Below are 21,458 nucleotides of genomic sequence, written 5' to 3'. Positions count from 1 at the left end.
AAGAAGTGACTCAACGAGCCTACGGCGCTCGAGAAGCGGGCTACGACGGAGGCTTCGGCCAGCATTATCAGGTCATATCGACGTCATGAGGTCGTAGGTGTGATGTATGCTGTTTCCGGTTGCGACGAGCGCGCCGAGAACGTCGAAGGTGTCGATGAAGATCACGGGGTACCGCATCCTGCGTTCCTTCCACGACTGGGGGCGTCCGGTCGGCGACGTCAACGGCCACATCGAGTCGGGCCTCACTCCCGTGCCGATCGTGCTCGTCGACACCGACGAGGGGCTCACCGGAGTCGGCATGGGGTCCGACCACGACATCGCGCGCATCTTTCCCGCGATCGAGGGCGAAGACCCCCGCTCGGTGGTGGCGCTCTACGACCGGATGCTCGCGCAAGTCTTCAAAGCCGGGCACTCGGGTGCGACCTTCGGGGGCATCGGAACCCTCGACATGGCGCTGTGGGACATCAAAGCCAAGGCTGCAGGTGAGCCGTTGTGGCGGCTGCTCGGAGCACGCGACCGCTTCGTCGCCGGCTACGCCTCCGGACTCGACATCGCGCTCGACGACGAACGGCTCGCCGCCTGGTACGCCACGATGGCCGCTCGAGGGTTCACCAGCGGCAAGCTCAAGGGCGGCAGAGACGCCGCCGCCGACATCCGCCGCCTCGGCATCATCGCCGACGCGCTTCGCGTCAACACTGCGACCCCCGCGCTCATGCTCGACGCCAACGAGACGTGGAATCTCAAGCAGGCCGTGCGCCACGTGAGCGCGGTCGAGGCAGTGCACGACCTGGCCTGGATCGAAGAGCCGCTACGACGCTGGGATGCCGCGGGTCACGCGCGGCTCACCCGATCCATTCGCGCCGCGGTCGCCACCGGCGAGAACCTGACCGGGCTCGAGCAGTACCTGCCGCTGTTCGACGCGGGCGCCGTCGACGTGGTGCAGGCCGGCAGCGTCTGGGGCATCACCCACTTTCTGCGTGTCGCCTTCGCCGCACACAGCCGCGACCTGCCGATGAGCCCCGTCGGCCTGACCGGCAACAACGCCGTCGCGCACGCCGCTGCCGCCATCCCGAATCACCTCTCTGCGGAGGTGCAAGACCTCGGAGCGCCGTTCGGAGTGAGCGTCGACCAGGAGTTCGCCGACGGCGGCATCGTGCTCGGCGACACTCCCGGCGCCGGGGTGTCGATCGACGAGTCGGCCATCGAGAAGCGGACTGTCGCGGCGGCCGACTGGCTCGTCAACGACGGACCCCACGTGCGACCCAAGCGCGCCGGGCTACAGCTCGTGGCCGACCCGCCCGCCCTGCGGAACTGATAGATCGGGCGCCCTACACTGAATCGCATGACCGAGGATGCTGGCCAGGGCTCCGGGCGGCGCCCCGTTCTCGTGGCATCCGCCGGTCGCGTTCCGCCCGCCCGGCTCGGCGTCGCGGTCGTCGCCGATCTCGTCGCGGCGATCGTCACCGGCACGCTCGAACCGGGCGAAGTGCTGCCCCCGGAGGGCGAACTCAGCCAGCAGTTCGGGGTGTCGCGCACCGTCATCCGCGAGTCGGTGAAGCGCATCGAAGAGAAGGGCCTCGTCGTCGTCGCCCAGGGGCGCGGCACGACCGTGAACCCGGCGAGCGCCTGGAACGTGCTCGACCCGGTCGTGCTCTCGGCGATGGTCGACCACGACGACTCGCTCGGGGTGCTCGACGAGCTCTCGATCGTGCGCGGCAGCCTCGAGGCCTCGATGGCGCGGGCTGCTGCCGAGCAGCAGACCCCGGAACGCACGGCCGCACTTCGTGCTGCCTTCGAAGAGACCCGACGCCGCATCGACGACTTCGAGGCGTACAACCAGGCCGACGCCGACTTCCACTACCTGATCATGGAGCAGTCGGAGAACCGGCTCGCCGCCAACATCACCCGCATACTGTTCGCCCGGGCCCGCGAGAGCGCCCGGTTCATCGGCACGCCCGGACCTGCCGCGATGGACGTTACCCTCGATGAGCACGAAGCGGTTCTCGAGGCGATCGTGCGCGGCGATGCCGACGGTGCTGCCCAGGCGATGCGCGATCACATCGCCAAGGCCTGGGCTCGCCGGCGCCCGCCGAACCCCCGCACCGGCGCTTAGCTTCAGCGGCGTCGCCGCCAGATGACGAACTCGGCAACGGCGAGGTTGGCGAGCCAGGCGGCCGTCATCGCGACGACGCGCCCGACCTCGTGGCTCGCTCGACCCGAGCAGGCGCACGATTTGCAGGAGCGGACCGTCACCGGCGGGCCCGTCGGCGAGCGACGCCATACAGGCCGATGAGCGCGCCGGAGGCGCCAACGCCGAACAGGATGCCGCCGACGACATACAGGATGACCGGCAGCGGGAACCCGGTGGGCCAACCTCGTCGCGACGGTCGACGGCGGGCCGGGCTCAGGTTCTGAGCCGCGCCAGTGCCCGGGATCGGGAAGGCAGCGGAACCGGTTGCTGTCGCGGGTCTTCGGTGCGGGGTGGGATGGCGACGAATCCGTGGGTCGGATCCCGCTCGATTCTCCACCCGTTGTCGTGGGTGAGCATGTGATGGTGTCGGCAGAGCAGGATGCCGTCGTCGATGTCGGTGCGCCCGCCTTCGGAGACCGGGACGATGTGGTGACTTTCACACCAGGAGACCGGCCTGTCGCATTCGGCGAAGCGACACCCTCCGTCGCGGGCGGCGAGGGCTTCGCGTTGCCGGGGGCTGAAGAAGCGCTTCTCGACGCCGAGCCGGAGTGCCTCTTCGGCGCCTTCTCGGAACTCGATGGGCAGGATGCCGGTGTCGCACATCGTGCGGGCTGCGGTTTCGACGGGAACCGCTTCGGTCTGGTCGCGGAAGAACGCGACCCCGGTGCCGGCGGCGAGGTCGCGGGCGGTGACAAGCACCCGCACCGAGTGCCGCTTCGCGCCGAGGATACGGTCAGGGTCGACCTCGCTGCCGATGCGCAGCAGGTCGACGAAGGTGTCGAGCGCGATCTGTCCGGTCGTGCGCGGGTCGGCGGCGATCGCGTCGGCCGCGGCCTGGGCCTCGGTGTCGACGAAGCGGGGACCGCCGCGGCGTGGTGAAGTTGCGGCGTCGTAGGCGGCTCCGACGATCGCGGCGGACTCGGGGTCGAGCAGCCCGCTCAACCGGGTCATGCCGTCGGCCGTCGGGATGAGCGACAGGTAGCGCTTGGCGCGGAGTTTGGCGTGCCGGTCGCGCACCCCGGCGACGTCGAGGGAGTCGCGCAGCTCCCGAGCGCGGGCAGCAACCTTCTCGACAGGGAGGGTCGGGGCGATGGAGACCAGGTGTGCCGCGGCGTCGGCGAGGTCATCTGCGGCGACGTCGGCGTCAGGAGACCCGAGCCCGGTCGAGATAGCATCCGCCTTCTCGATCGAAACGCGCCCGGAGGCCACCGCCGAGCCGACCTCGGAGAGCCAGGGGTCGGCATCCACCGTCAACAGGGTGCCCACCCGCACCAAGGCGATCGCGTCACGCTTGGAGGTGTCGGAAATCTGTTGCACGAGGTTCTCGGCGTTGCGCATCCCCTTGCGCTGAGCGAGCCCGCTGAACCCGAGCTCGGGCCGCGACCGATGGGCGATCTCGGCGGCGAACGCGGCCTGCTTCGCACCGACCAGCCGTCGGATCTCTGCCAGTTCGAGCGATCCCGCGATCAGCGCGTCGTCACCGAGCGCGGCCGGATCGGCCTGCAGCAGTTCGGCGGCGGTTGCCACGACGGGAGGGGTCATGCATCCATTCTCCCCGACATTCGAACGTATGTACTAGATAGACGAACCTGTCCGTTGATAACTCGTCGCGACGCCCCCTGTGGAGGACTCACTCTCCCACCGCGGTCAACGTGTAGAACCGCTCGAAGAACTCGCCGAGCTTCACCAGCACGCGCTGCTTCTTCTCCCCGTGACCACCGTCGGCCGAGAATCGGGATGCCGGCGGAAGCACCCGAGTGATCGCTGTTCCGGTCGCCCGCACGGCGCCATCCCGAAAGGCCGTCTCAATGAAGGCGCGCGTCTCCTCGGCCTTGAGGTTCTCGGAGGCGATGATCTGCTGCAGTTCGGCTTCCCGCCGCGCGGCGACGAAGGCCGCCCACTCGGCGTCGATCTCGCTCGTTACCGACACCGAGTCGACGAAGGCTTCGATCAGGTCCTTCTTGTTGCGCAGGCTCGGCGAGGCGTCGACCGCGCGGGTGATCTGCGCGCGGATCTCGGTGTCGTCGCCGTCGCCGCGTTCGTCGCGGTACTTGGCGACGAGCATGAGGATGTAGTCGACGTTGATCTCGATCTGCTTGATGAGTTCGATCTCGAACACGACATCGTCGACGATCGACTCCCGCTCGGTCTCATTGAGCCGTCGGAATTCGGCGTAGAGGTTGAGGTAGATGCCCTGGTAGTCCTGCCGCTGCCGTTCGGTGAGCAGCTCGTTGCCCTCGAACTCGTCGAACGAGGTGAGGATGTTGAGCAGCCGCAGCACGGCGCCGAAGATCGCGATGAACTCCTTCTGCGCCGTCTCCCCCACGATCGGCTGCCCGAGCGGGAACGCCGTCAGCAACTCCTGCACCTTCGATGAGTAGTCGGCGTAATACTCGGCATACGGCTTGAGCACCGCGATGCCGCGCGCTTCCTTGTTGCCGAAGAGCGCGAGCGCGTCGTTGGTCTCTTCTTCGAGGTCGCGGAAGGTGACGATGTTGCCGTAGGTCTTGACCGAGTTCAGGATGCGGTTGGTGCGCGAGAAGGCCTGCACGAGTCCGTGGCTGCGCAGGCTCTTGTCGACGAACAGAGTGTTGAGGGTGGTCGCGTCGAACCCGGTGAGGAACATGTTGACGACGATGACGAGGTCGATTTCGCGCTGCTTGATGCGCAGCGAGAGGTCTTTGTAGTAGTTCTGAAACTTGTCGCTTGAGGTGTCGAACGACGTGCCGAACATGTCGTTGTAGTCCTGGATCGCGTCTTCCAAGAACGACCGGGCGTCGCCGCTGAGGGCCTCCGTCTCAAAGCCTTCTTCGTCGAGCGCGCCGTCTTCGACCGCTTCGTTGGAGGCGTAGGAGAAGATCAGCCCGACCTTGAGCCGCTGGTCGGGAGTGCGCCCGAGCTGCTGCGACGCGAACTGGTTGTAGTAGATGCGCGCGGCGTCGATGGATGCCGTGGCGAAGAGCGCGTTGAACCCCTTCACCCGTCGCTCGCCGAGCGCGTACCCCTGATTGCGATGCGTCTTCTGATCGAAATGCTCAAGCGTGTACGCGACGATCTGCCGCACCCGCTCGGGCGCGAGCAGCGCCTTCTCGGTGTCGATCGCACTGACCTGCTTGTCGATAATGCCCGTCGGAGCTTTGACGGTGTTGACGTAGTCGATGCGGAACGGCAGCACGTTCTTGTCTTGGATGGCGTCGACGATCGAGTAGACATGCAGCCGCTCGCCGAACGCCTGCTCGGTGGTCTTCAGCTTCGGATTGCCACCGGATGCCATGTTGGCCGTGAAGATCGGCGTGCCGGTGAAGCCGAACAGGTTGTAGCGCGTGAACGCCTTCGTAATCGAGGTGTGCATGTCGCCGAACTGCGACCGGTGGCATTCGTCGAAGATGATCACCAGGTGGCCGTCGTAGATCGCATGGCCCTTGTTCGCCGGCGAGTCGACAAACTTGGCGAGCTTCTGAATCGTCGTGATGATGATGCGCGCGTTCGGGTCTTCGAGCTGGCGCTTCAGGACCGCCGTCGAGGTGTTCGAGTTGGCGGCACCCTTCTCGAAGCGCTCGTACTCGCGCATGGTCTGGTAGTCGAGGTCTTTACGGTCGACGACGAACAGCACCTTGTCGACATCCGGCAGTCGCGAGGCGAGCTGCGCCGTCTTGAAGGACGTGAGGGTCTTGCCCGACCCGGTGGTGTGCCAGATGTACCCGCCCGCCCCGACGGTGCCGAGCTTCTTGTAGTTGGTGGAGGTTTCGATGCGCTGCAGGATGCGCTCGGTGGCGACGATCTGGTACGGCCGCATGACGAGCAGCAGCCGGTCGGCGGTCAGCACGCAATACCGGGTGAGGATGTTGAGCAGCGTGTGCTTGGCGAAGAACGTCTTCGCGAACCCGGTGAGATCTTGAATCGGCTTGTTCTCGGCATCCGCCCACCACGAGGTGAACTCGAAAGAGTTGCTGGTCTTCTTGACCTTCGTGGCCCCGGTCGCATCCGCGATGTGCTGCCGGCGGGTGGTGTTGCTGTAGTACTTCGTGAGCGTGCCGTTGCTGATCACGAACAGTTGCACGTACTCGAACAGCCCCGAGCCGGCCCAGAAACTGTCGCGCTGGTAACGGTCGATCTGGTTGAACGCCTCCCGAATGTCGACGCCTCGACGCTTCAACTCGACGTGCACCATCGGTAGCCCGTTGACGAGCACCGTCACGTCGTACCGGTTGGCGTACTTCGCTCCGCCCGCGGCCTTGTCGATCTCGTACTGGTTGATCACCTGCAGCCGGTTGTTGTGGATGTTGCGCTTGTCGATCAGGGTGATGTTCTTCGTCGTGCCGTCGTCGCGCGCGAGCAACTGCACCGGGTCTTCCTGGATGCGTACCGTCTTGTCGACGATGCCGTCGTTCTGCCCGGCAATCTTCGTCTCGAAGAACTTCGCCCACTCGGCGTCGGAGAACGTGATGTCATTGAGCGCCTCGAGCTGGGTGCGCAAGTTCGCTACCAGTTGCGCCTCAGACGTGATCGTCAGGCGCTCATATGCCTGCGACTGGAGGAGCCGGATGAACTCACCCTCGAGTGCGGCTTCGGACTGGTAGGAACTCGCGGCCTGCGCATCGGGCACGTACTCGGCGACCACCGTGCTCTCGGAAGAGACGGCAATCGGGTCGTACTTCACCGGACCCGCGTCGCTCACGCCGCCGCCTCGGGGAACGTTAGGAGCTTGTCGCGGTAGTACTCGTACTGCTGGCGACGGGCGTCGATCTCCGCGGGCAATCCGATCGAAATGTCGTTCACGAGGGCGTCGAACTTGTCGAGGATGCCCGCGATCCGTGCTTGCTCTCCCGTGGGTGGCACAGGCAAGATGACACGCGAAAGATCGTCCTGACTGACCTTCCATACGCCAGACGACGCTTTCGCCAATCCGGCGATTTGGGCCCGAACTGCTCGGCTACCCCACACGTGGAACAAGTACCGTTGCGAAATCAACCCAAGATCGGGGCGCACTCGGATCATGGTGTCCGGGAAGGCGACTTCCGTTGTCTCGTGAACCATGGAGGCACGCGCTAGGAGGTCCCTCGAGCCGTTGCCCCGAGCGACCAGGAGGTCGCCAGCCTCAATTCGAAATCGCTTGGCAGTCTGCTCGTCCCAGGCACCGAGTTTTTGTTGGCGAACATCGACGACCGGGCCCCGCAGTGCCGTGAGTCGGAGCACTGGATAGCCGGACCCGTCGGGAACTGAACGGCCGTTCGCCAGCGGTTCTGACAGCAATCCTCCAAGCGGAGCTCTTGGAATCTCTGGCGGGAGATTCAGAAGTCGGTCCCGGTAGAACTCGTACTGGCGGCGCCGCGCTTCCAGCTCCGCTTCCAGCTCCGCTTCCAGCTCCGTGAATTGATCCAGAATTCTCACGATCCCGCGCTGCACAGCGAGTTGCGGAACCGGGATACGAAACTCCGTGATCATCGGTTTTCGGATCGAGGTCACGGTGGCTGTGACAGCCTTTGCGAGAATGAACTTCTTGAAGTGCGCTGAAAAGTAGTAGTAGGCGAACTTGGTGTCTATCGCAGGATCGTCGAAGCGGATCCGGTACGCCCGTTGGTGGAGGCCGTAGCGACCCTGGACATAGTGAAAGATCTCCCCGACGCCCCCTTCCCCTGGTATGAGAATGGCGTCTTCGTCGTACTCGTATGTGTCGCCTCGGAGGACCTCCTTCGAGCGAACGTAGAGGGGGTAGCGACCTGCATCCGTCGCGTCCTTGCGGTCGCTACTCCCGGTGCCGACCTGAGCGATGTCGCCGATCTTGAAGTACGGCGCGCCGCCCACCGGAAACCGAACGTGCAGATCGTCGACTCGGCTCACGGGGTGGTTTCCAGTCTCGCGAGGATTTCATCGATCGAGGTTCTGAGCTCGGCCTGACGCAGCACGATTCGCGCGATTTCAGCATTGAGCGTCGTGATGTCAACGACCTCGCGAGTGTCCTCCTTATCGACGTACGACGAGACGGAAATCAGGTAGTCGCGCTCAACAATCTCCGTGTTCGGCACGACCCTCGCGAAGTGGTCGGCATCCTCTCGTGCTGCGAAGGCATCCAGCACCTTCTGCTGGTGCTCGAGCAGGAGCTTGTTCTTGTTGCCGATGCGCGTGAACTCCGCCGAGGCGTCGATGAAGAGCACGTCGTTCGTCTTCTTCGACTTCTTCAGCACCAGGATGCACGTGGCGATTGTTGTGCCGAAGAAGAGGTCCGCCGGCAGCTGGATGACGGCATCCACATAGTTGTTGTCGATGAGGTACTTGCGGATCTTCTGCTCCGCTCCGCCGCGGTACATCACTCCGGGGAACTGCACGATCGCGGCGGTGCCGTTGACGGCGAGCCACGAGAGCATGTGCATCGTGAAGGCGAGGTCGGCGGCCGACTTCGGTGCGAGTACGCCGGCGGGGGCGAAGCGCGGGTCGTTGATGAGCAGCGGGTTGGCGTCGCCCTCCCACTTGATCGAGTAGGGCGGGTTGGAGACGATCGCCTCGAACGGCTCATCGTCCCAGTGGGCCGGCTCCGTCAGCGTGTCGCCGTGAGCGAGGTTGAAGTGCTCGTAGTTCACGTCGTGCAGGAACATGTTGATGCGGGCGAGGTTGTAGGTGGTGAGGTTGATCTCCTGGCCGAAGAAGCCCTGCCGCACGTTCTCTTTGCCGAGCACGTTAGCGAACTTCAGCAGCAGCGAGCCCGATCCGACGGCCGGGTCGTAGACCTTGTTCACTTGCGTCTTGCCGACGACGGTGATGCGGGCCAGCAGCTCTGACACCTCTTGCGGCGTGTAGTACTCGCCGCCCGACTTGCCGGCCTGCGACGCGTACATCTGCATGAGGTACTCGTAAGCGTCGCCGAAGAGGTCGATGGAGTTGTCTTCGAAGTTGCCGAGCGGCAGGTCTCCGATGGCGTCCAGCAGCTTCACGAGCTTCTCGTTGCGCTTCGCGACGCTCTGCCCGAGCTTCGCGCTGTTCACGTCGAGGTCGTCGAACAGGCCCTTGAGGTCATCCTCGGAGTCGGTGCCGACCGCCGAACCCTCGATGTTGCGGAACACCCGTTGCAGCGTCTCGTTGAGGTTCTCATCCTGCTTCGCCCGGCGGCGCACGTTGACGAACAGCTCCGAGGGAAGGATGTAGAAGCCCTTCTCTTTCACCGTCTCGACGCGGCCGAACTCTGCCTGGGCGTCATCCAGTGCGGCGTAGTCGAAGGCGGCATCGCCGGCCGCGTGCTCGAGCTTCGTGATGTACACCGTGAGGTTCTCGGAGATGAAGCGGTAGAACAGCATCCCCAGCACGTAGCTCTTGAAGTCCCAGCCGTCGACCGAGCCCCGCAGGTCGTTGGCGATACGCCAGATGGTCTTGTGCAGCTCGGCTCGCTGAGCCTCTTTGGTCGTCGGCGTCATGGTGGGTCCAACCTACCGACGGGGGCAGACTCTGAGGGGTCGGGCGGGCCGCCTCGGGTCAGGGTTCGGCGTAGAACGCGTAGGGGTTGAGCACTTGCCGTCGCCACAGGTAGGCCTTGTCGTTGGCACTCAGTTCGCCGATCTCAGCTGCGGCATCCCAGTTTCGCTCGATGCCATCTACGAGCAGGTCCACGCGGGCCGCCGCGTCGGTGCGGTCGAGTCCGTACTCGCGCGCGTGGCGCACCAGTGCAGAGAACTGCGAGGAACGTTCCTTTCCCTGCGAGTCAAACGCGAGGGCCTGAGTCGAGGTTTCTCCGCTGCGCGCATTGGGTGCGAGGTCGTATGCGGGCGTGAGCTCTAGCTCGGTGCCGTCCCAGAACGCCGCGTGATTGCGGGCGTGGTCGTCGCTGTTGCCGACCGCGATATTGAAGGCGATGCGGTCGAAAAACTCGGGCCCGGGGTCGACGAACCCGGTGCGCCCGCGGGAACGGATGCCCTCGAGGATCTGCGGGTACGTGGCATACCGGCCGTTCATCTCGTCCAGCCGGGCGATGGTGAGCCCCGAGACGACGTGCCGACGCCCGCCCCCAGGTATACGGTCGAAACGCTCAACCAGCAGCACGTCTCGGCCTGCGGAACGGATGAGCTTCGTGGTGGGAACACGGATGCCCACGCGTCGGGCGAGTTCCAAATAGGTCGCCTCCGACCGCACCACCGAGAACGCCTGGTCAGATGAGGATGAGAGCTTCGCGATCCATTCGACGCCGTCGTCGCCGCGCAGCAGCACCTTCGGGCGGGCACCCCCGATCGCCGTGCCGTGTTGAAGCGCGTCGGCCAGAGGCTCGCTGACCGGCTTGCCTTCGTTGATTCGAGTCGCGGCCTCAACGAGTTCGTCGAGCGACGCGGTGTCGAGCCGAGGGACGTAGTCGGTGCGCGAGATCTGGAAGTCGTTGGCCCCGAATCGATTGGTGCCCGACAGCAGCAAATACCCGATCTCGGTGATGTCTTGCTCCGCAGCGCGCTGGTGGTAGCGGATTACGCTCCGCCCCCACGAATCGGGGCTGCCATCACGCAGGCTGCCGGGGATGGTGAGGCCGTCTGCTGGTTCGAAGGTGCCGGGCCGCAGCGGCAGCTCTGGGGTGTAGAGGCTGATCGCGTCGGGGCGCTGGCGGTACGAGAGCGCGTAGGTGAAGGTCACGAACCCGGCTCGTTCGTCGACCCGACCCGCGATGACGGGCTCGGTGGCGCCTGGGAGCCATGTCCAGACGTAGGCCGTCTCCGGGCGCTGGTTAGAAGTTGTCATCGACATCGTCTCGACTCGTGCGCACCCGCGCAGGGAGCAGGGCGAGCGTGTCTTCACCTTCGCGCCGGAGGCGCGCAAGTTCGGCCGGGTCGTCGATTCCGAACACTGGCATTCCGACGAGGAAGGCCACGTGAAACACGGTCCCGACCGCGGTGCCCGTGGCGCCCGCCTCGATGTTTCGGATCGTCGGCGCAGAGATGAGGCTGCGAGCGGCGAGGTCGGCAATGGTCCAACCGCGCTGGATACGAGCAACCTTGATGCGCTGGCCGAGCGTGATGATCGCGTCGCGGGCGACGGGCGAGATAGCTACCTCATGCTTGGCCATGCTGCATTATCCTTTCTCTTAAGGCGGTTAAGAGAAAGGATAACATCACTTCGCGATCAGCACAGGGCAGAACCGACGGCCGACAGGATCGCGAGCATCGACGCCTCACCTCGCTCGCGGGCAACCCCGACAGCTGTGATCTCACCGCCGTCGACGATGCACGTCAGGTGCGAGGTGACCATCCCGGTGGACCCATTCCACTCATGCACCTCGCGCACGACGCGAACGTCGATGCCCTCGCGGCGCACGATGTCGAGCAGCGCTGCGACGCGACCTGGGTCGAGGATGTCGGCGGTCAAGCGATCGGGCAGATCGATCGCGACGGCAAGCGTGTTCATCATTGAAAAGCTCCTCACGTCTTGTGGACATGCGTTGTGATACGTCCCGCTTGTGGCGGAACGTGGAGCGATTCTATGCCTGACTCATTGCTCCGCCCCCAGGATTCGAACCTGGACCTAACGGCACCAAAGGCCGTCGTGCTGCCGTTACACCAAGGCGGATCACGAACCCGGCTCACCGGGCGCCCATCTAGCTTGCCAGCCCGTGTGGCGGGCCGGCGCCACCGGGCCACGGATAATGGGCGAGTGCCCCCATCCGACGAGGTCGACCGCATCGTCGACGCGTGGTCGCGTGAGCGGCCCGACATCGACTTCGCGCCCTTGCAGGTGCTGTCGCGGGTCGATCGGTTGGCCCGGCACCTCGACCGGGCGCGCCGCTCGGCGTTCACCGCATCCGGTCTGGAGTCGTGGGAGTTCGACGTGCTCGCAGCCCTCCGCCGCGCGGGGCACCCATCGCAGTTGAGCCCGAAGGCGCTGTTGCAGCAGACGCTCGTGTCGAGTGGCACGATGACGAACCGCATCGACCGGCTCGTCGAACGCGGGCTCGTCGAGCGTCGCACCGACCCGCACGACGGGCGCGGGGTGCTGGTCGTGATGACGGATGCCGGCCGCCGGCAGGTGGATGCCGCGATCTCGGTGCTCGTCACCGATGAAGCCGAGATGCTCGCCGGGCTGTCGCGCGCCGACCAGGAGCGCCTCAGCGGTCTGTTGCGGAAACTCAGTCTCGACTTCGACGACTGACTGTGCCCGTCGCCGAAGATCTCTCGTCGCCGCCCCGGGAGCGGCGGCTCTCGCTGTGGCGCGACGGCATCGGCACCGGCGCCGCTGCGCACGAACACCGGCTGCTGAGCGCCGCTCGCCCGGCGCTTCCCGTGCTCAACTGGCTCGGCCAGTTCGCCAAGCCGATCATGAAGGTGCCGAGCCTCGGCTGGATCACCGCCGACCCGCGCACCGCCCGGGCACTGCTCAACGACCCCGAGCACCTCACCCTGCTCTCCGAGGGCGGCGTCGGGCACCTGTGGGCGCAGATCCTGGGCGACTGGGTGTACGACCTGTTCGACGGACCTGGGCACCACGACCTGCGCACCCGCAGCCGCGAGCTGTTCACCGAGAAGACCTCCGCCGCCTTCGTGGCGCGGGCGTGGGGCGACCGGCTCGCGGAAGCGCGGGCATCCTTCGAGGCGGGCGCCCAACTCGACCTCGCCGACCTGTCGCGCGTGCTCGTCGGGCACATGGTGGTCACCCTGCTCGGGCTGCCGGTAGACGACAGCCGGGGGGATGACGCCTACCGCGACATCTTCGCCACCGGTGAGCAGCTGGCATCCATCGCCCTCGGCACGACCGCCGACACCACCCTGCCGCCCGCGAAGATCGCCGTCGCGCGCGACATCGTCGAACGGCTCACGGGCCACATCGGGGATGTCTTCGCCACCGCGCATCCCGACACGATCATCGGGCGCTGCCGCGAGATCGGCCTGACCGTGCAGGAGACGCAGGGTCTCTCGACGCTGCTCATGGTCGCCGGAACCGAGACCGCGGCCTCCGCGATGGCCCGCACCGCGGCGCTGCTGTATGACTCGGGCGAGCAGCACCGGCTGCTGGCGATGCCCCACCATCGGGATGACGCCATCCGCGAGGCGCTACGGGTCACGTCGCCTGCGCCGCTGATCGGGCGCTCGGTGCTCGCCGACGTGTCGGTGGCGGGCCGCACCCTGCGGGCGGGTGAACGGGTGATGGTGCTCACCTGGACGGCCAACAACCTCGCCGGCCCGTACCGCATCGACCGGCCCTACCTGCCGCAACACCGCCAGCTCTGGTTCGGCGCCGGGCGGCACCTGTGCCTCGGCGGGCCGCTGGCTCGAGCCGAGCTCGGCGCGATCGTCGACCTGTTGCTCGGCGACGGGCGGCCCTTCCGAGTTGTCTCCCGCCGCTACGGCCGCCGCGTGCTCATCCCCGCCTACGCGTCCCTGGTGGTGCAGAAGGCTCCCATCTCGGTGGTCGAGTAGCGCCCGCAGGGCGCGTGTCGAGACCGGGCCGCAATAGGAGTAGGTTTCATCGGTGCAGTTCAGCGGCCGCGATGCGGTGCGACCACGTCGCCAGCGGCGGTTCCATCCCGCACAAGTGATCTTCGGAGCATTCACCGCCGCCACCCTCGCCGGCACCGGCTTGCTGCTGCTGCCGTTCGCGAAAGTCGACCCGGGCAGCGCCACGTGGGTCGAGTCGCTCTTCACCGCCGTGTCGGCACTCGCCGTCACCGGGCACGTCATCGTCGACACCGCAACCTACTGGACGCCCTTCGGGCAGGTCGTCATTCTCGTCCTCATCCAGCTCGGCGGCCTCGGTGTGATGACCTTCGCCTCGTTCGTGGGACTCGTGGTCGTGCGGCGACTGTCGTTCCGGTCGCGGCTCAACGCCGCAACCGAGACGAAGTCCGTCGGCCTCGACGAGGTGCGCGGGCTCGTGCTCGGCGTCGTCAAGGTGTCGCTGTTGATCGAAGCGATCGTGGCGAGCATCTTCGCGCTGCGGTTCGCGTTCACCTACGGCTACGCCCCCGGCGAGGCGATCTGGCTCGGCGTGTTCCACGGCATCTCGTCGTTCAACAACGCCGGGTTCGCGCTGTTCAGCGACTCGATGATGGGCTTCGTCAGCGACCCGGTGATCAGCCTCACCCTGTGCGCGTCGGTGATCCTCGGTGGCCTCGGATTCCCGGTCATTCTCGAACTGCGCAAACGCTTCCGTCGCCCCCTGCTGTGGAGCATGAACACCCGCCTGGTGCTCGTCTTCACCGCGTCCCTCCTCGTGCTCGGCACCGCCTTCATCACCGCGCTCGAATGGAACAACCCCGCGACGCTCGGCGACCTCGCGTGGCCCGACCGCATCCTCGCCGGCTTCTTCCAGTCGGTGCAGACCCGCACTGCCGGGTTCAACAGCGTCGACATCAGTCAGCTCGGCGGCGCGACCCTGCTCGGCATGGATGTGCTCATGTTCATCGGCGGCGGCCCGGCCGGCACCGCGGGCGGCATCAAGGTGACGACGTTCGGGGTGTTGCTGTTCATCCTCATCGCCGAGATGCGCGGCGACGGAGTCGTCAACATCTTCGGCAAGCGACTCTCGCGGGCCGTTCACCGGCAGGCGATCGCCGTCGTGCTCGCCTCCGTCGCCCTCGTGATCGGCAGCACCATCGCGATGATGATCATCAGCGGACTCGACCTCGACCGGGTGCTGTTCGAGGCGATCTCGGCGTTCGGCACCGTCGGGCTGTCAACCGGCATCACCGCCTCGCTGCCCGTGCCGGCGCAGCTCATCCTGGTGATGCTGATGTTCCTCGGCCGGCTCGGGCCCATCACTTTCGCGACCGCGCTCGCCCTGCGCCCGCGGTCGATCCTGTACCAACTTCCGAAAGAGAGGCCCATCATTGGCTAACCAGCGAAAGACAGGTGCCCGCGGCGACCTGGGGCGGATCGCCGCCGCGAACTCGGTCGCCGTCATCGGTCTCGGCCGGTTCGGCCGCGCCCTCGCACTCGAACTGATGGCGAGCGGCACCGAGGTGCTCGGTATCGACACCGACGAAGACATCGTGCAGAGCCTCAACGGGCAGTTGAGCCACGTCGTCATGGCGGACTCGACCAAGGAAGAGGTGCTGCGCCAGCTCTCCGTTCCCGAATTCGAGCGCATCGTCGTCGCCATCGGCAGCGACGTGCAAGCCAGCATCCTCACCAGCTCTCTGCTGTTGTCGTTCCACCCACAACACCTCTGGGCGAAAGCGGTGAGCGATGCGCACGGCCGCATCCTCGAGCAACTCGGGGTGCAACACGTCATCTACCCCGAGAAGGAGATGGGCAAACGCGTCGCCCACCTCGTGCGCGGGTCGATGCAGGACTACCTCGAAATCGGTGATGACTTCGCGCTCGTCAAGACCAAGCCCGGTGCCGCGTTCGTGGGCAGCCCGCTCGGCCAGCTCGGCATCCGGTCGACGTACGGCGTAACGGTGACCGCGGTGAAGCGCCCCGGCGAACGGTGGACCTACACCACCGCCGAAACCGTGCTGGGATCGCAGGACGTCATCCTGGTCGCCGGCGAGACGCGCAAGGCGGAGGCGTTCAGCCAGCTGCGCTGACTCACCAGTGCTCGGCACCCTCCAGAGTCGTCGGGGTCGGGTGGTAGCCGAGCCGGGTGCGGGCGGCGGTGAGGTCGAGGGTGCGTTCCATGCCGACCTGGCTCACGGCGTAGCGGGTGAGCGCAGGGCGGCGACGACGGATGCGGGCGCCCATCTCGAGGGATGCCGCGAGCGCGAACGCCGACCGGTACGGGATCGATGCGATCCGCGCCCGCATCCGGCGGCGCTCGAATACCTCCCGCAGCACGGCGGCGAGCACCACCGGGGAGTCGTCGGCGATGTTGTAGGTGCCGCGCGGCGTCGACGGATCGAGCGCCCGCCGCACGGCGAGCACGAGGTTGTCGATGTGGGTGAGCGAATGCCGCACCTCGGCGCCCTCGGGCAGCACCAGGCGTCCCCGCCGCACCCCCGCGATCAGCCGCGGCAGCAGCGTCGTGTCGCCCGGGCCGTAGACGGCGTGGGGTCGCAGGATGACGGCATCCGCACCCGCCAGCTCGAACTCCGCGTAGGTCTTCGATTCCGCGTAGGTCGAGAGGAACCGTCGCACCGGCGCCGCCGACTCAGGCACGCCGATGTTGGGCACGAACGCGTCGTACACGCTCGACGTCGAGAGGTGCACGATGCGCGCGCCCGGGAAGCTGCGCACCACCGTGCGGGTGCCGTCGCGGTTGGCCCGCAACGCGGCGGCGAGGGCCGCCCAGTCGTCGGCGAGCGCCGCGCAGTGCACGACCGCCTCGAAGTCGCGGTCGGCGCGCAGCGGGCCGGTGTCGAGATCCCAGACGCGGTAGCGGGCATGCGGATGCGACCAGCCGTGCGGTCGGCGACCGAAGCCGACGACCTCGTGATGTTCTTCCGCGAGCGCCGTCGCCACCGCTCCCCCGATGAATCCGCTCGCCCCGGTCACCGCGATCCTCACTGCGTTTCTCCGGAGTTTCGGAGTGCTTCCCCGGAGAGCTGCCGAGCGATTGCCCGGCGATCCAGTTTTCTCGAGCGCCCGGAGCGCGGAAATTCCGGAGAAGCGAACACGGCATCCGGAACGACGCCGGCGTCGATGAGCCCCGGGAGTGCCCGCGCGACCGACCGGGCGAGCGGATGCCGGTCATCGATGGCTGCCGGCGGGTCGACCGCGGGAACCACGAGCACGACGATGCGGTCGTCGCCGATCGCGTCGGGCACCCCCGTCATGACCGCCTCGCGAACCCCGGGGATGCCGGCGATCACCGGCTCGTACAGCCCCGGATACACGTTCTGCGTGCCGCGGATGAACATGTCTTTCGTGCGGCCGAGCAGCACGAGCTCGTCGCCGTCGACGCGGGCGAGGTCGCCGGTGCGCACCTCGATGAGTGGTGGTTCGCCGAGGTAGCCGGATGCCATGCCGGGGCCGGCGAGCACCAGCTCCCCGGCCTCGATCCGGGCGCGCACGCTCGGCACCAGGCGCCCGGCGTAGTCGCCCTCCCCGGGCGGGCGCGCGAGCTTCTCGGCGCCGTCGGCGATCGCGACCGGGAGGATCTCGGTCATCCCGTACACGGCGCGGATGCTCGCGCCGGGAAAGCGGTCGAACGCCCGCTCCAGCAGCGGACGCAGCACCGGAGCGCCGCCGAGAATCAGCGTCTCGAGCTGCGTTGGGGCGAGTTCGGGTTGCGTGTCGAGTAACCGCAGGATCGCGTCAAGCGCCGCCGCCGAAGTGAACAGCACTTCGGCGTCGGGCAGCAGCCCGAGGTACTTCTCCGGTGACGCCCCGGGCTCGAGTCCCGGCGTCGGCATGATCCAGTGGGCACCCGCGATGAGCGCCGGGATGCCGACCATCAACTGGTCGGTCACGACGCGTTGGCCTGCTCGCACACTGGCGGCAGCGACATCCGCGAGCCCCGCCCCGAGCGACCCGCGCGTGTGCACCACCGCACGCGGAGCCTCCGTGGTACCCGACGTGAACACGATGAGCGCCTCATCGCTATCCCGCGCCGCCGCTGGTTGCTCCATCCGCGACTTTTCGTCCGCGTCGCCGCTCGATCCGCGCGAAAAGTCGCGGATGGAGGTGGCGCCGCGCGGGACTCCGGGGAGCCAGGGGCCGGAGTAGAGGTGGCGGGCATCCGGAACGAGGCGGGCGTAGGGGGCGAGCTCGAGACCCCGCCGACGGGCGATCGGCCTCAGCAGGGGGGTCGACGCGAGGTAGAGCAGCGACTCCGCGGCGACCCACTTCGGGGCGGCGAGGGCCGCGCGCGCGCGGAACAGCGCTTCGCCCGCACCCGGGTCGGCGAACACGACGGTGCCGCCGGCGAGCACGATACCGAGGGCGAGGATGACGGCATCCGGGCCGGGGCGGAGGGAGAAGAGCACGCGGTCGCCTCGCTGCATCCCGGAGGCTTGCAGCCCCGCCGCCGTAGAACGTATCGCCGTCCGGAGCCCTGCGTATGTGTGGGTCTCGACACGCGGCCGTCGGCCGCTACTCGACCACCGAGAGAGGGCCGGGTGCGACCCATTCGCGTCGCAGGAGGCGAGTACGGCATCCAGAAGGTCGCTCACGATCGCTCCAGGTGGAGCGACGCGTAGGAGGGGATGAGCACGCCGCGCGACGGGCGCCGCGACACCACCCGCAGGGTTGGGGTCTCGAGCAGGGCGTCGAGGGTGAGCCGGATCTGCGCCATCGCCAGCGGCGCACCGAGGCAGTAGTGGGTGCCCGCACCGAACCAGAGTTGCTTGAGCTGCGCCGCCGGGTTCGTCGCGGGATCGAACTCACCGAGAGCGCGATTGGCCCAATAGGTGCCGAGCAGGATCCGCTCCCCCGGTCGCACCGCGACCCGGCCGATCGTGCGGGGTGCCACCACCGAGCGCAACATCATCGGTGACGGGGTGGTGACGCGCAGCCCCTCGGCCACCGCCGCATCGACATACTCAGGGGAAGCGGCGAGCCGCGGCAACCAGCCCGAGTCGATGAGGATCGCCGCGAGCCGCGGCACGTACGACACGATCGTCTCGGTGCCGGTGAGCACGAAGGCGGCGACCGCCCCGAGGGCTTCGCGTTCGTCGAGCCCGAGGGCGCGCATCCGCCCGGGCACCGTCGACTCGTCGCCCGCGTACGCGCGCTTCGCGTGTTCCCCCAGTTCGGCGAGGATGCCGCGCGCGACCGCGAGCTGAGGCGGAGTGAGTCGCGGACGGGCGAGGGTGACGAACCCGGTGACCCGCGACACCCGCGCGAAGAGTTCGTCGTCGACGACCGAGGCGTCGAGGCCGACGAGTTTCGCGATCACTGCCGAGGCGGAGCGGCGCGAGTGTGCGACGAGATCCACCCCGTCGCCCCGAGCCAGCGCATCCGCAAGCTCGCGAGTCGCCTCCCCGAGACTCGACGCGACGAGCGCATCCACGAACGCGGGGGCGAACAACGGGCCCAGCTTCCGGCGCAGCGCCCCGTGCTCGGCACCCTCCATGTTGAGCAGCACGCTCGGTCCGAGCACCGGCGTCCACAGGTCGCTCGGAGCGCCCGGGCCATTCTTGGTGAACCCCTCGGTGTCCATCAGGGTCGCCCGCAGCAGCGCGGCATCCTTCACGAGCACCCCGAGGCCCGGGATGCGACGCACCGGCCCGCGCATCGCCGACAACAGCGGAAAGGCGATCGGATGCGCCGCGCGCATCACGCGCTGTTCCCAGCGGCGGGCGTCGGTCAGGCTCATCGGATGTCCACGTGCTCCGGGCGGTAGGCGTGGTCTTTGTACCAGAGCAGGGTGTTCTTCAGGCCCCACGCCCTCACTCGCCGGGATGAGCCGTAGACGACGACATCCGATCGGCGGGCGTAGGCGCGGGTGAGGCGGCGAACGGCGTTGACGAGGGCGCGGTCTTCGTGCAGGTCTTCGATCTTGGTGCGCGGAAACCCGCCCGCCGCGAGGTACAGCTCGGCGGTGATGCCGACGTTGCAGCCGGCCGCCATCATGTAGGGCCCGAGATACTCGCTTCCGCGGTTGCCCGACCGGATGCGGCCGAACGCTTCCGCGAGGTGCACCGCCCCGCGCAGCACCGCACGCGTCACCAGCGACGTACCCTCGTCGCGGCGGGGCACGAGCTCGCCGCCGACGAGGCCGAGACCCCGTTCGGTCAACGCGCGACGGATCGCGGCGGTCCAGTCGGCGCGCGGCAGACAGTCGGCGTCCGTACGCGCGAGCAGCGTCGCCCCCGCCTCGATCGCGGCGCGCATCCCGGTGTCGGCGGCAGCGCCGGTGCCCTTCTGCGGCTCGCCGATCACGCGCCACCTCGTCAGCCCGCGCTCGGCGATGAACGCCTGGATGACGTCGGCCGACCCATCCCGCGACCCGTTGTCGACGAACACCACGTCGAAGTCGCCGTCGTGCTGCCCCGCGAGCGCCTCGAGAGTGGGACGGATGCCTGTGGCCTCGTCATACACGGGAACGATGACAGCCATTATCGGTGGTCGAGTAGCGCCCGCAGGGCGCGTGTCGAGACCCGCCTGCGAGTTACTCGCGGGTGGGGTCTCGACACGCCGCCTGCGGCGGCTACTCGACCGCCGAGGGGTGGTCACAGCCGCACCACCATCAGCCCGAGGGAGATCCCGCCGGCGAGGCCGATCATCAGCACGAGCGACCCGGGGCCGACCATGCCGCGCTCCCGGGCGAGCCGCAGTTGCAGCGGCAGGGTCGCCGAGGCGATGTTGCCGTGCTCCGCGACGGTGACGATGGTGCGGTCGTCGCGCACCCCGAGCCGCTCGAAGACGGGCGCGAGGTACGGCAGGGCGACCTGGTGGATGGCGACGAGGTCGAAATCGTCCATCGTGTAGCCGGTCTCGCGCAGCATCCGCTCGACCGGTTCCGGGCCGAGTTCGAGGAACGCCCGCTGCAGCCCCGCGCCGTCCATGTCGAAGTAGTTGGCATCGGGATCGTGGGTGCGCATCGTGCCGCCGCCGGGCAGCGTGCCGACGGCCCAGTGCCGCGACGCCGCGTAGAACCGCGAGGCACGGATGCCCGAGTCGGGATCGTCGGAGGCCTCTAGCACCACCGCGGCGCCGGCATCCCCCATCACGTAGCCGGGGAACGACGGCAGAAACTGCTTCGGGTCGCTCAGCCGCCAGCGCACCGACACCGACGTCTTCTCGCCGCTGGCGACGAGCACTCGCCGGTACTGCCCGGTGCGGATGAGCGCATCCGCGACCTGCAGGCCGTTGATCACCGAGTTGCAGGCGTTCTTGACGTCCATCACCGGGGCGGTGAGCCCGAGCTTGGCGGCGACGATGTGGCTGGTGGCGGGTTCGACGAGGTCTTGCGCTGCGGCCGTGAACAGAACGAGGTCGATGTCGCCGGGGCTCTCGTCAAGGGCCTGCCGGGATGCCGCCACAGCCAGGTCAGAGGCCTGCCAGTCGTGTGGGGCGACATGCACGCGTTCGACCCCGGTCATGCGCGAGATGAGACCGGTCGCCAAACGCATGCCGGGGTTCTCGGCTCTCAGGCGCTGCTCGGTCTCGGCGGTCGTCCTCACCTGCTCGGGAAGGTGCACCCCGAGTCCGGCGATTCGGGTCGACGCGGACATCGACTGGAGCCTAGCGGCCCCTCGGGCGGACACTGATCGGGTGGCCATTCGTGCGCCGGCCGCTGCCGGTCATCTTCGGAGTCGCGCAACAGCTCGGGATCGGGCCGGCATCGGGATCGGCTGCTGGTGCGGGTCGACGGATCGGGGTGGGATGGCGACGAATCCGTGAACTGGGTCTCGGTCGATGGCCCAGCCGTTGTCGTGGACGAGCATGTGGTGGTGGCGGCAGAGCAGGATGCCGTCGCGGGT

19 protein-coding genes and 1 tRNA gene are annotated in these 21,458 nt (G+C 67.5%); 6 read left to right on the top strand and 14 right to left on the bottom strand.

Translation table 11 applies throughout. The features are described from left to right. The first annotated feature begins 154 nt into the window (after nt 1-154). On the top strand, nt 155-1,315 hold the full coding sequence (locus WBL06_RS11775; protein WP_424456294.1) for a mandelate racemase/muconate lactonizing enzyme family protein: 1,161 nt from the start codon (nt 155-157) through the stop codon (nt 1,313-1,315). Nucleotides 1,316-1,342: 27 nt separating this feature from the next. Continuing rightward, nucleotides 1,343-2,113 carry a FadR/GntR family transcriptional regulator gene (locus WBL06_RS11770; protein WP_424456292.1) on the top strand — a complete coding sequence of 257 codons (771 nt, stop codon included), beginning with the start codon at nt 1,343-1,345 and terminating at the stop codon, nt 2,111-2,113. A 2-nt stretch (nt 2,114-2,115) separates the two neighbouring features. Here WBL06_RS11770 and WBL06_RS11765 read toward each other — a convergent pair whose 3' ends face one another. The 9 genes from WBL06_RS11765 to WBL06_RS11725 form a co-directional block, all read right to left on the bottom strand. Then, complete coding sequence (locus WBL06_RS11765; RefSeq protein ID WP_424456290.1) at nt 2,116-2,253, bottom strand: hypothetical protein; 138 nt, start codon at nt 2,251-2,253, stop codon at nt 2,116-2,118. 151 nt (nt 2,254-2,404) lie between these two features. Further along, entirely contained in the window at nt 2,405-3,733 is a 1,329-nt protein-coding gene (locus WBL06_RS11760) for a DUF222 domain-containing protein (protein ID WP_424456288.1), read from the bottom strand. Nucleotides 3,734-3,821: 88 nt separating this feature from the next. Beyond that, entirely contained in the window at nt 3,822-6,869 is a 3,048-nt protein-coding gene (locus WBL06_RS11755; protein ID WP_424456286.1) for a type I restriction endonuclease subunit R, read from the bottom strand. After that, nucleotides 6,866-8,032, bottom strand: a complete 1,167-nt coding sequence (locus WBL06_RS11750) for a restriction endonuclease subunit S (RefSeq protein WP_424456284.1) — start codon at nt 8,030-8,032, stop codon at nt 6,866-6,868. The genes WBL06_RS11755 and WBL06_RS11750 overlap by 4 nt, the downstream gene beginning before the upstream one ends. After that, a complete protein-coding gene (locus WBL06_RS11745) occupies nt 8,029-9,597 on the bottom strand; it encodes a type I restriction-modification system subunit M (RefSeq protein ID WP_424456282.1) in 1,569 nt (522 codons plus the stop codon). Before WBL06_RS11745 ends, WBL06_RS11750 begins: the two co-directional genes overlap by 4 nt. Before the next feature lie 58 nt (nt 9,598-9,655). After that, complete coding sequence (locus WBL06_RS11740) at nt 9,656-10,900, bottom strand: type II toxin-antitoxin system HipA family toxin (protein ID WP_424456280.1); 1,245 nt, start codon at nt 10,898-10,900, stop codon at nt 9,656-9,658. After that, entirely contained in the window at nt 10,887-11,225 is a 339-nt protein-coding gene (locus tag WBL06_RS11735) for a helix-turn-helix transcriptional regulator (protein ID WP_424456278.1), read from the bottom strand. Before WBL06_RS11735 ends, WBL06_RS11740 begins: the two co-directional genes overlap by 14 nt. Before the next feature lie 56 nt (nt 11,226-11,281). After that, entirely contained in the window at nt 11,282-11,566 is a 285-nt protein-coding gene (locus tag WBL06_RS11730; RefSeq protein WP_424456276.1) for a hypothetical protein, read from the bottom strand. An 87-nt stretch (nt 11,567-11,653) separates the two neighbouring features. Then, nucleotides 11,654-11,725: transfer RNA gene (locus tag WBL06_RS11725), tRNA-Gln, on the bottom strand. Between the two features lie 84 nt (nt 11,726-11,809). Here WBL06_RS11725 and WBL06_RS11720 point away from each other — a divergent pair. The 4 genes from WBL06_RS11720 to WBL06_RS11705 are packed head-to-tail and all read left to right on the top strand — an operon-like array spanning nt 11,810 to nt 15,680. Further along, a complete protein-coding gene (locus tag WBL06_RS11720; protein WP_424456275.1) occupies nt 11,810-12,304 on the top strand; it encodes a MarR family winged helix-turn-helix transcriptional regulator in 495 nt (164 codons plus the stop codon). A gap of 2 nt (nt 12,305-12,306) precedes the next feature. Continuing rightward, nucleotides 12,307-13,569 (top strand): cytochrome P450, encoded by a 1,263-nt coding sequence (locus WBL06_RS11715; RefSeq protein WP_424456273.1) that lies wholly within the window; start codon nt 12,307-12,309, stop codon nt 13,567-13,569. Between the two features lie 52 nt (nt 13,570-13,621). Next, nucleotides 13,622-14,986 (top strand): TrkH family potassium uptake protein, encoded by a 1,365-nt coding sequence (locus WBL06_RS11710; RefSeq protein ID WP_424456271.1) that lies wholly within the window; start codon nt 13,622-13,624, stop codon nt 14,984-14,986. Then, the gene (locus tag WBL06_RS11705) at nt 14,979-15,680 is read left to right on the top strand and encodes a potassium channel family protein (protein WP_424456269.1); all 702 of its coding nucleotides are present in this window, start codon (nt 14,979-14,981) and stop codon (nt 15,678-15,680) included. Before WBL06_RS11710 ends, WBL06_RS11705 begins: the two co-directional genes overlap by 8 nt. Nucleotide 15,681: 1 nt before the next feature. On the opposite strand, the gene WBL06_RS11700 is transcribed toward WBL06_RS11705, so the two are convergent. From WBL06_RS11700 to WBL06_RS11680, 5 genes are all read right to left on the bottom strand, one after another. Beyond that, entirely contained in the window at nt 15,682-16,584 is a 903-nt protein-coding gene (locus WBL06_RS11700; protein WP_424456267.1) for an NAD-dependent epimerase/dehydratase family protein, read from the bottom strand. Nucleotides 16,585-16,592: 8 nt separating this feature from the next. Continuing rightward, complete coding sequence (locus WBL06_RS11695) at nt 16,593-18,203, bottom strand: class I adenylate-forming enzyme family protein (protein WP_424456265.1); 1,611 nt, start codon at nt 18,201-18,203, stop codon at nt 16,593-16,595. After that, entirely contained in the window at nt 18,200-19,348 is a 1,149-nt protein-coding gene (locus WBL06_RS11690) for a cytochrome P450 (protein ID WP_424456263.1), read from the bottom strand. Before WBL06_RS11690 ends, WBL06_RS11695 begins: the two co-directional genes overlap by 4 nt. Next, nucleotides 19,345-20,091 carry a glycosyltransferase family A protein gene (locus WBL06_RS11685; protein ID WP_424456261.1) on the bottom strand — a complete coding sequence of 249 codons (747 nt, stop codon included), beginning with the start codon at nt 20,089-20,091 and terminating at the stop codon, nt 19,345-19,347. The genes WBL06_RS11690 and WBL06_RS11685 overlap by 4 nt, the downstream gene beginning before the upstream one ends. Nucleotides 20,092-20,204: 113 nt before the next feature. Beyond that, nucleotides 20,205-21,209, bottom strand: a complete 1,005-nt coding sequence (locus WBL06_RS11680) for a 3-oxoacyl-ACP synthase III family protein (protein ID WP_424456260.1) — start codon at nt 21,207-21,209, stop codon at nt 20,205-20,207. Nucleotides 21,210-21,458: the final 249 nt, after the last annotated feature.

Origin of the sequence: Pseudolysinimonas sp., assembly GCF_049651805.1 — a bacterium.
Classification (GTDB): Bacteria; Actinomycetota; Actinomycetes; order Actinomycetales; family Microbacteriaceae; genus Pseudolysinimonas_A.
Note: the sequence above shows the minus strand (reverse complement) of the source record. Positions and strands in the feature narration are given on the sequence as shown.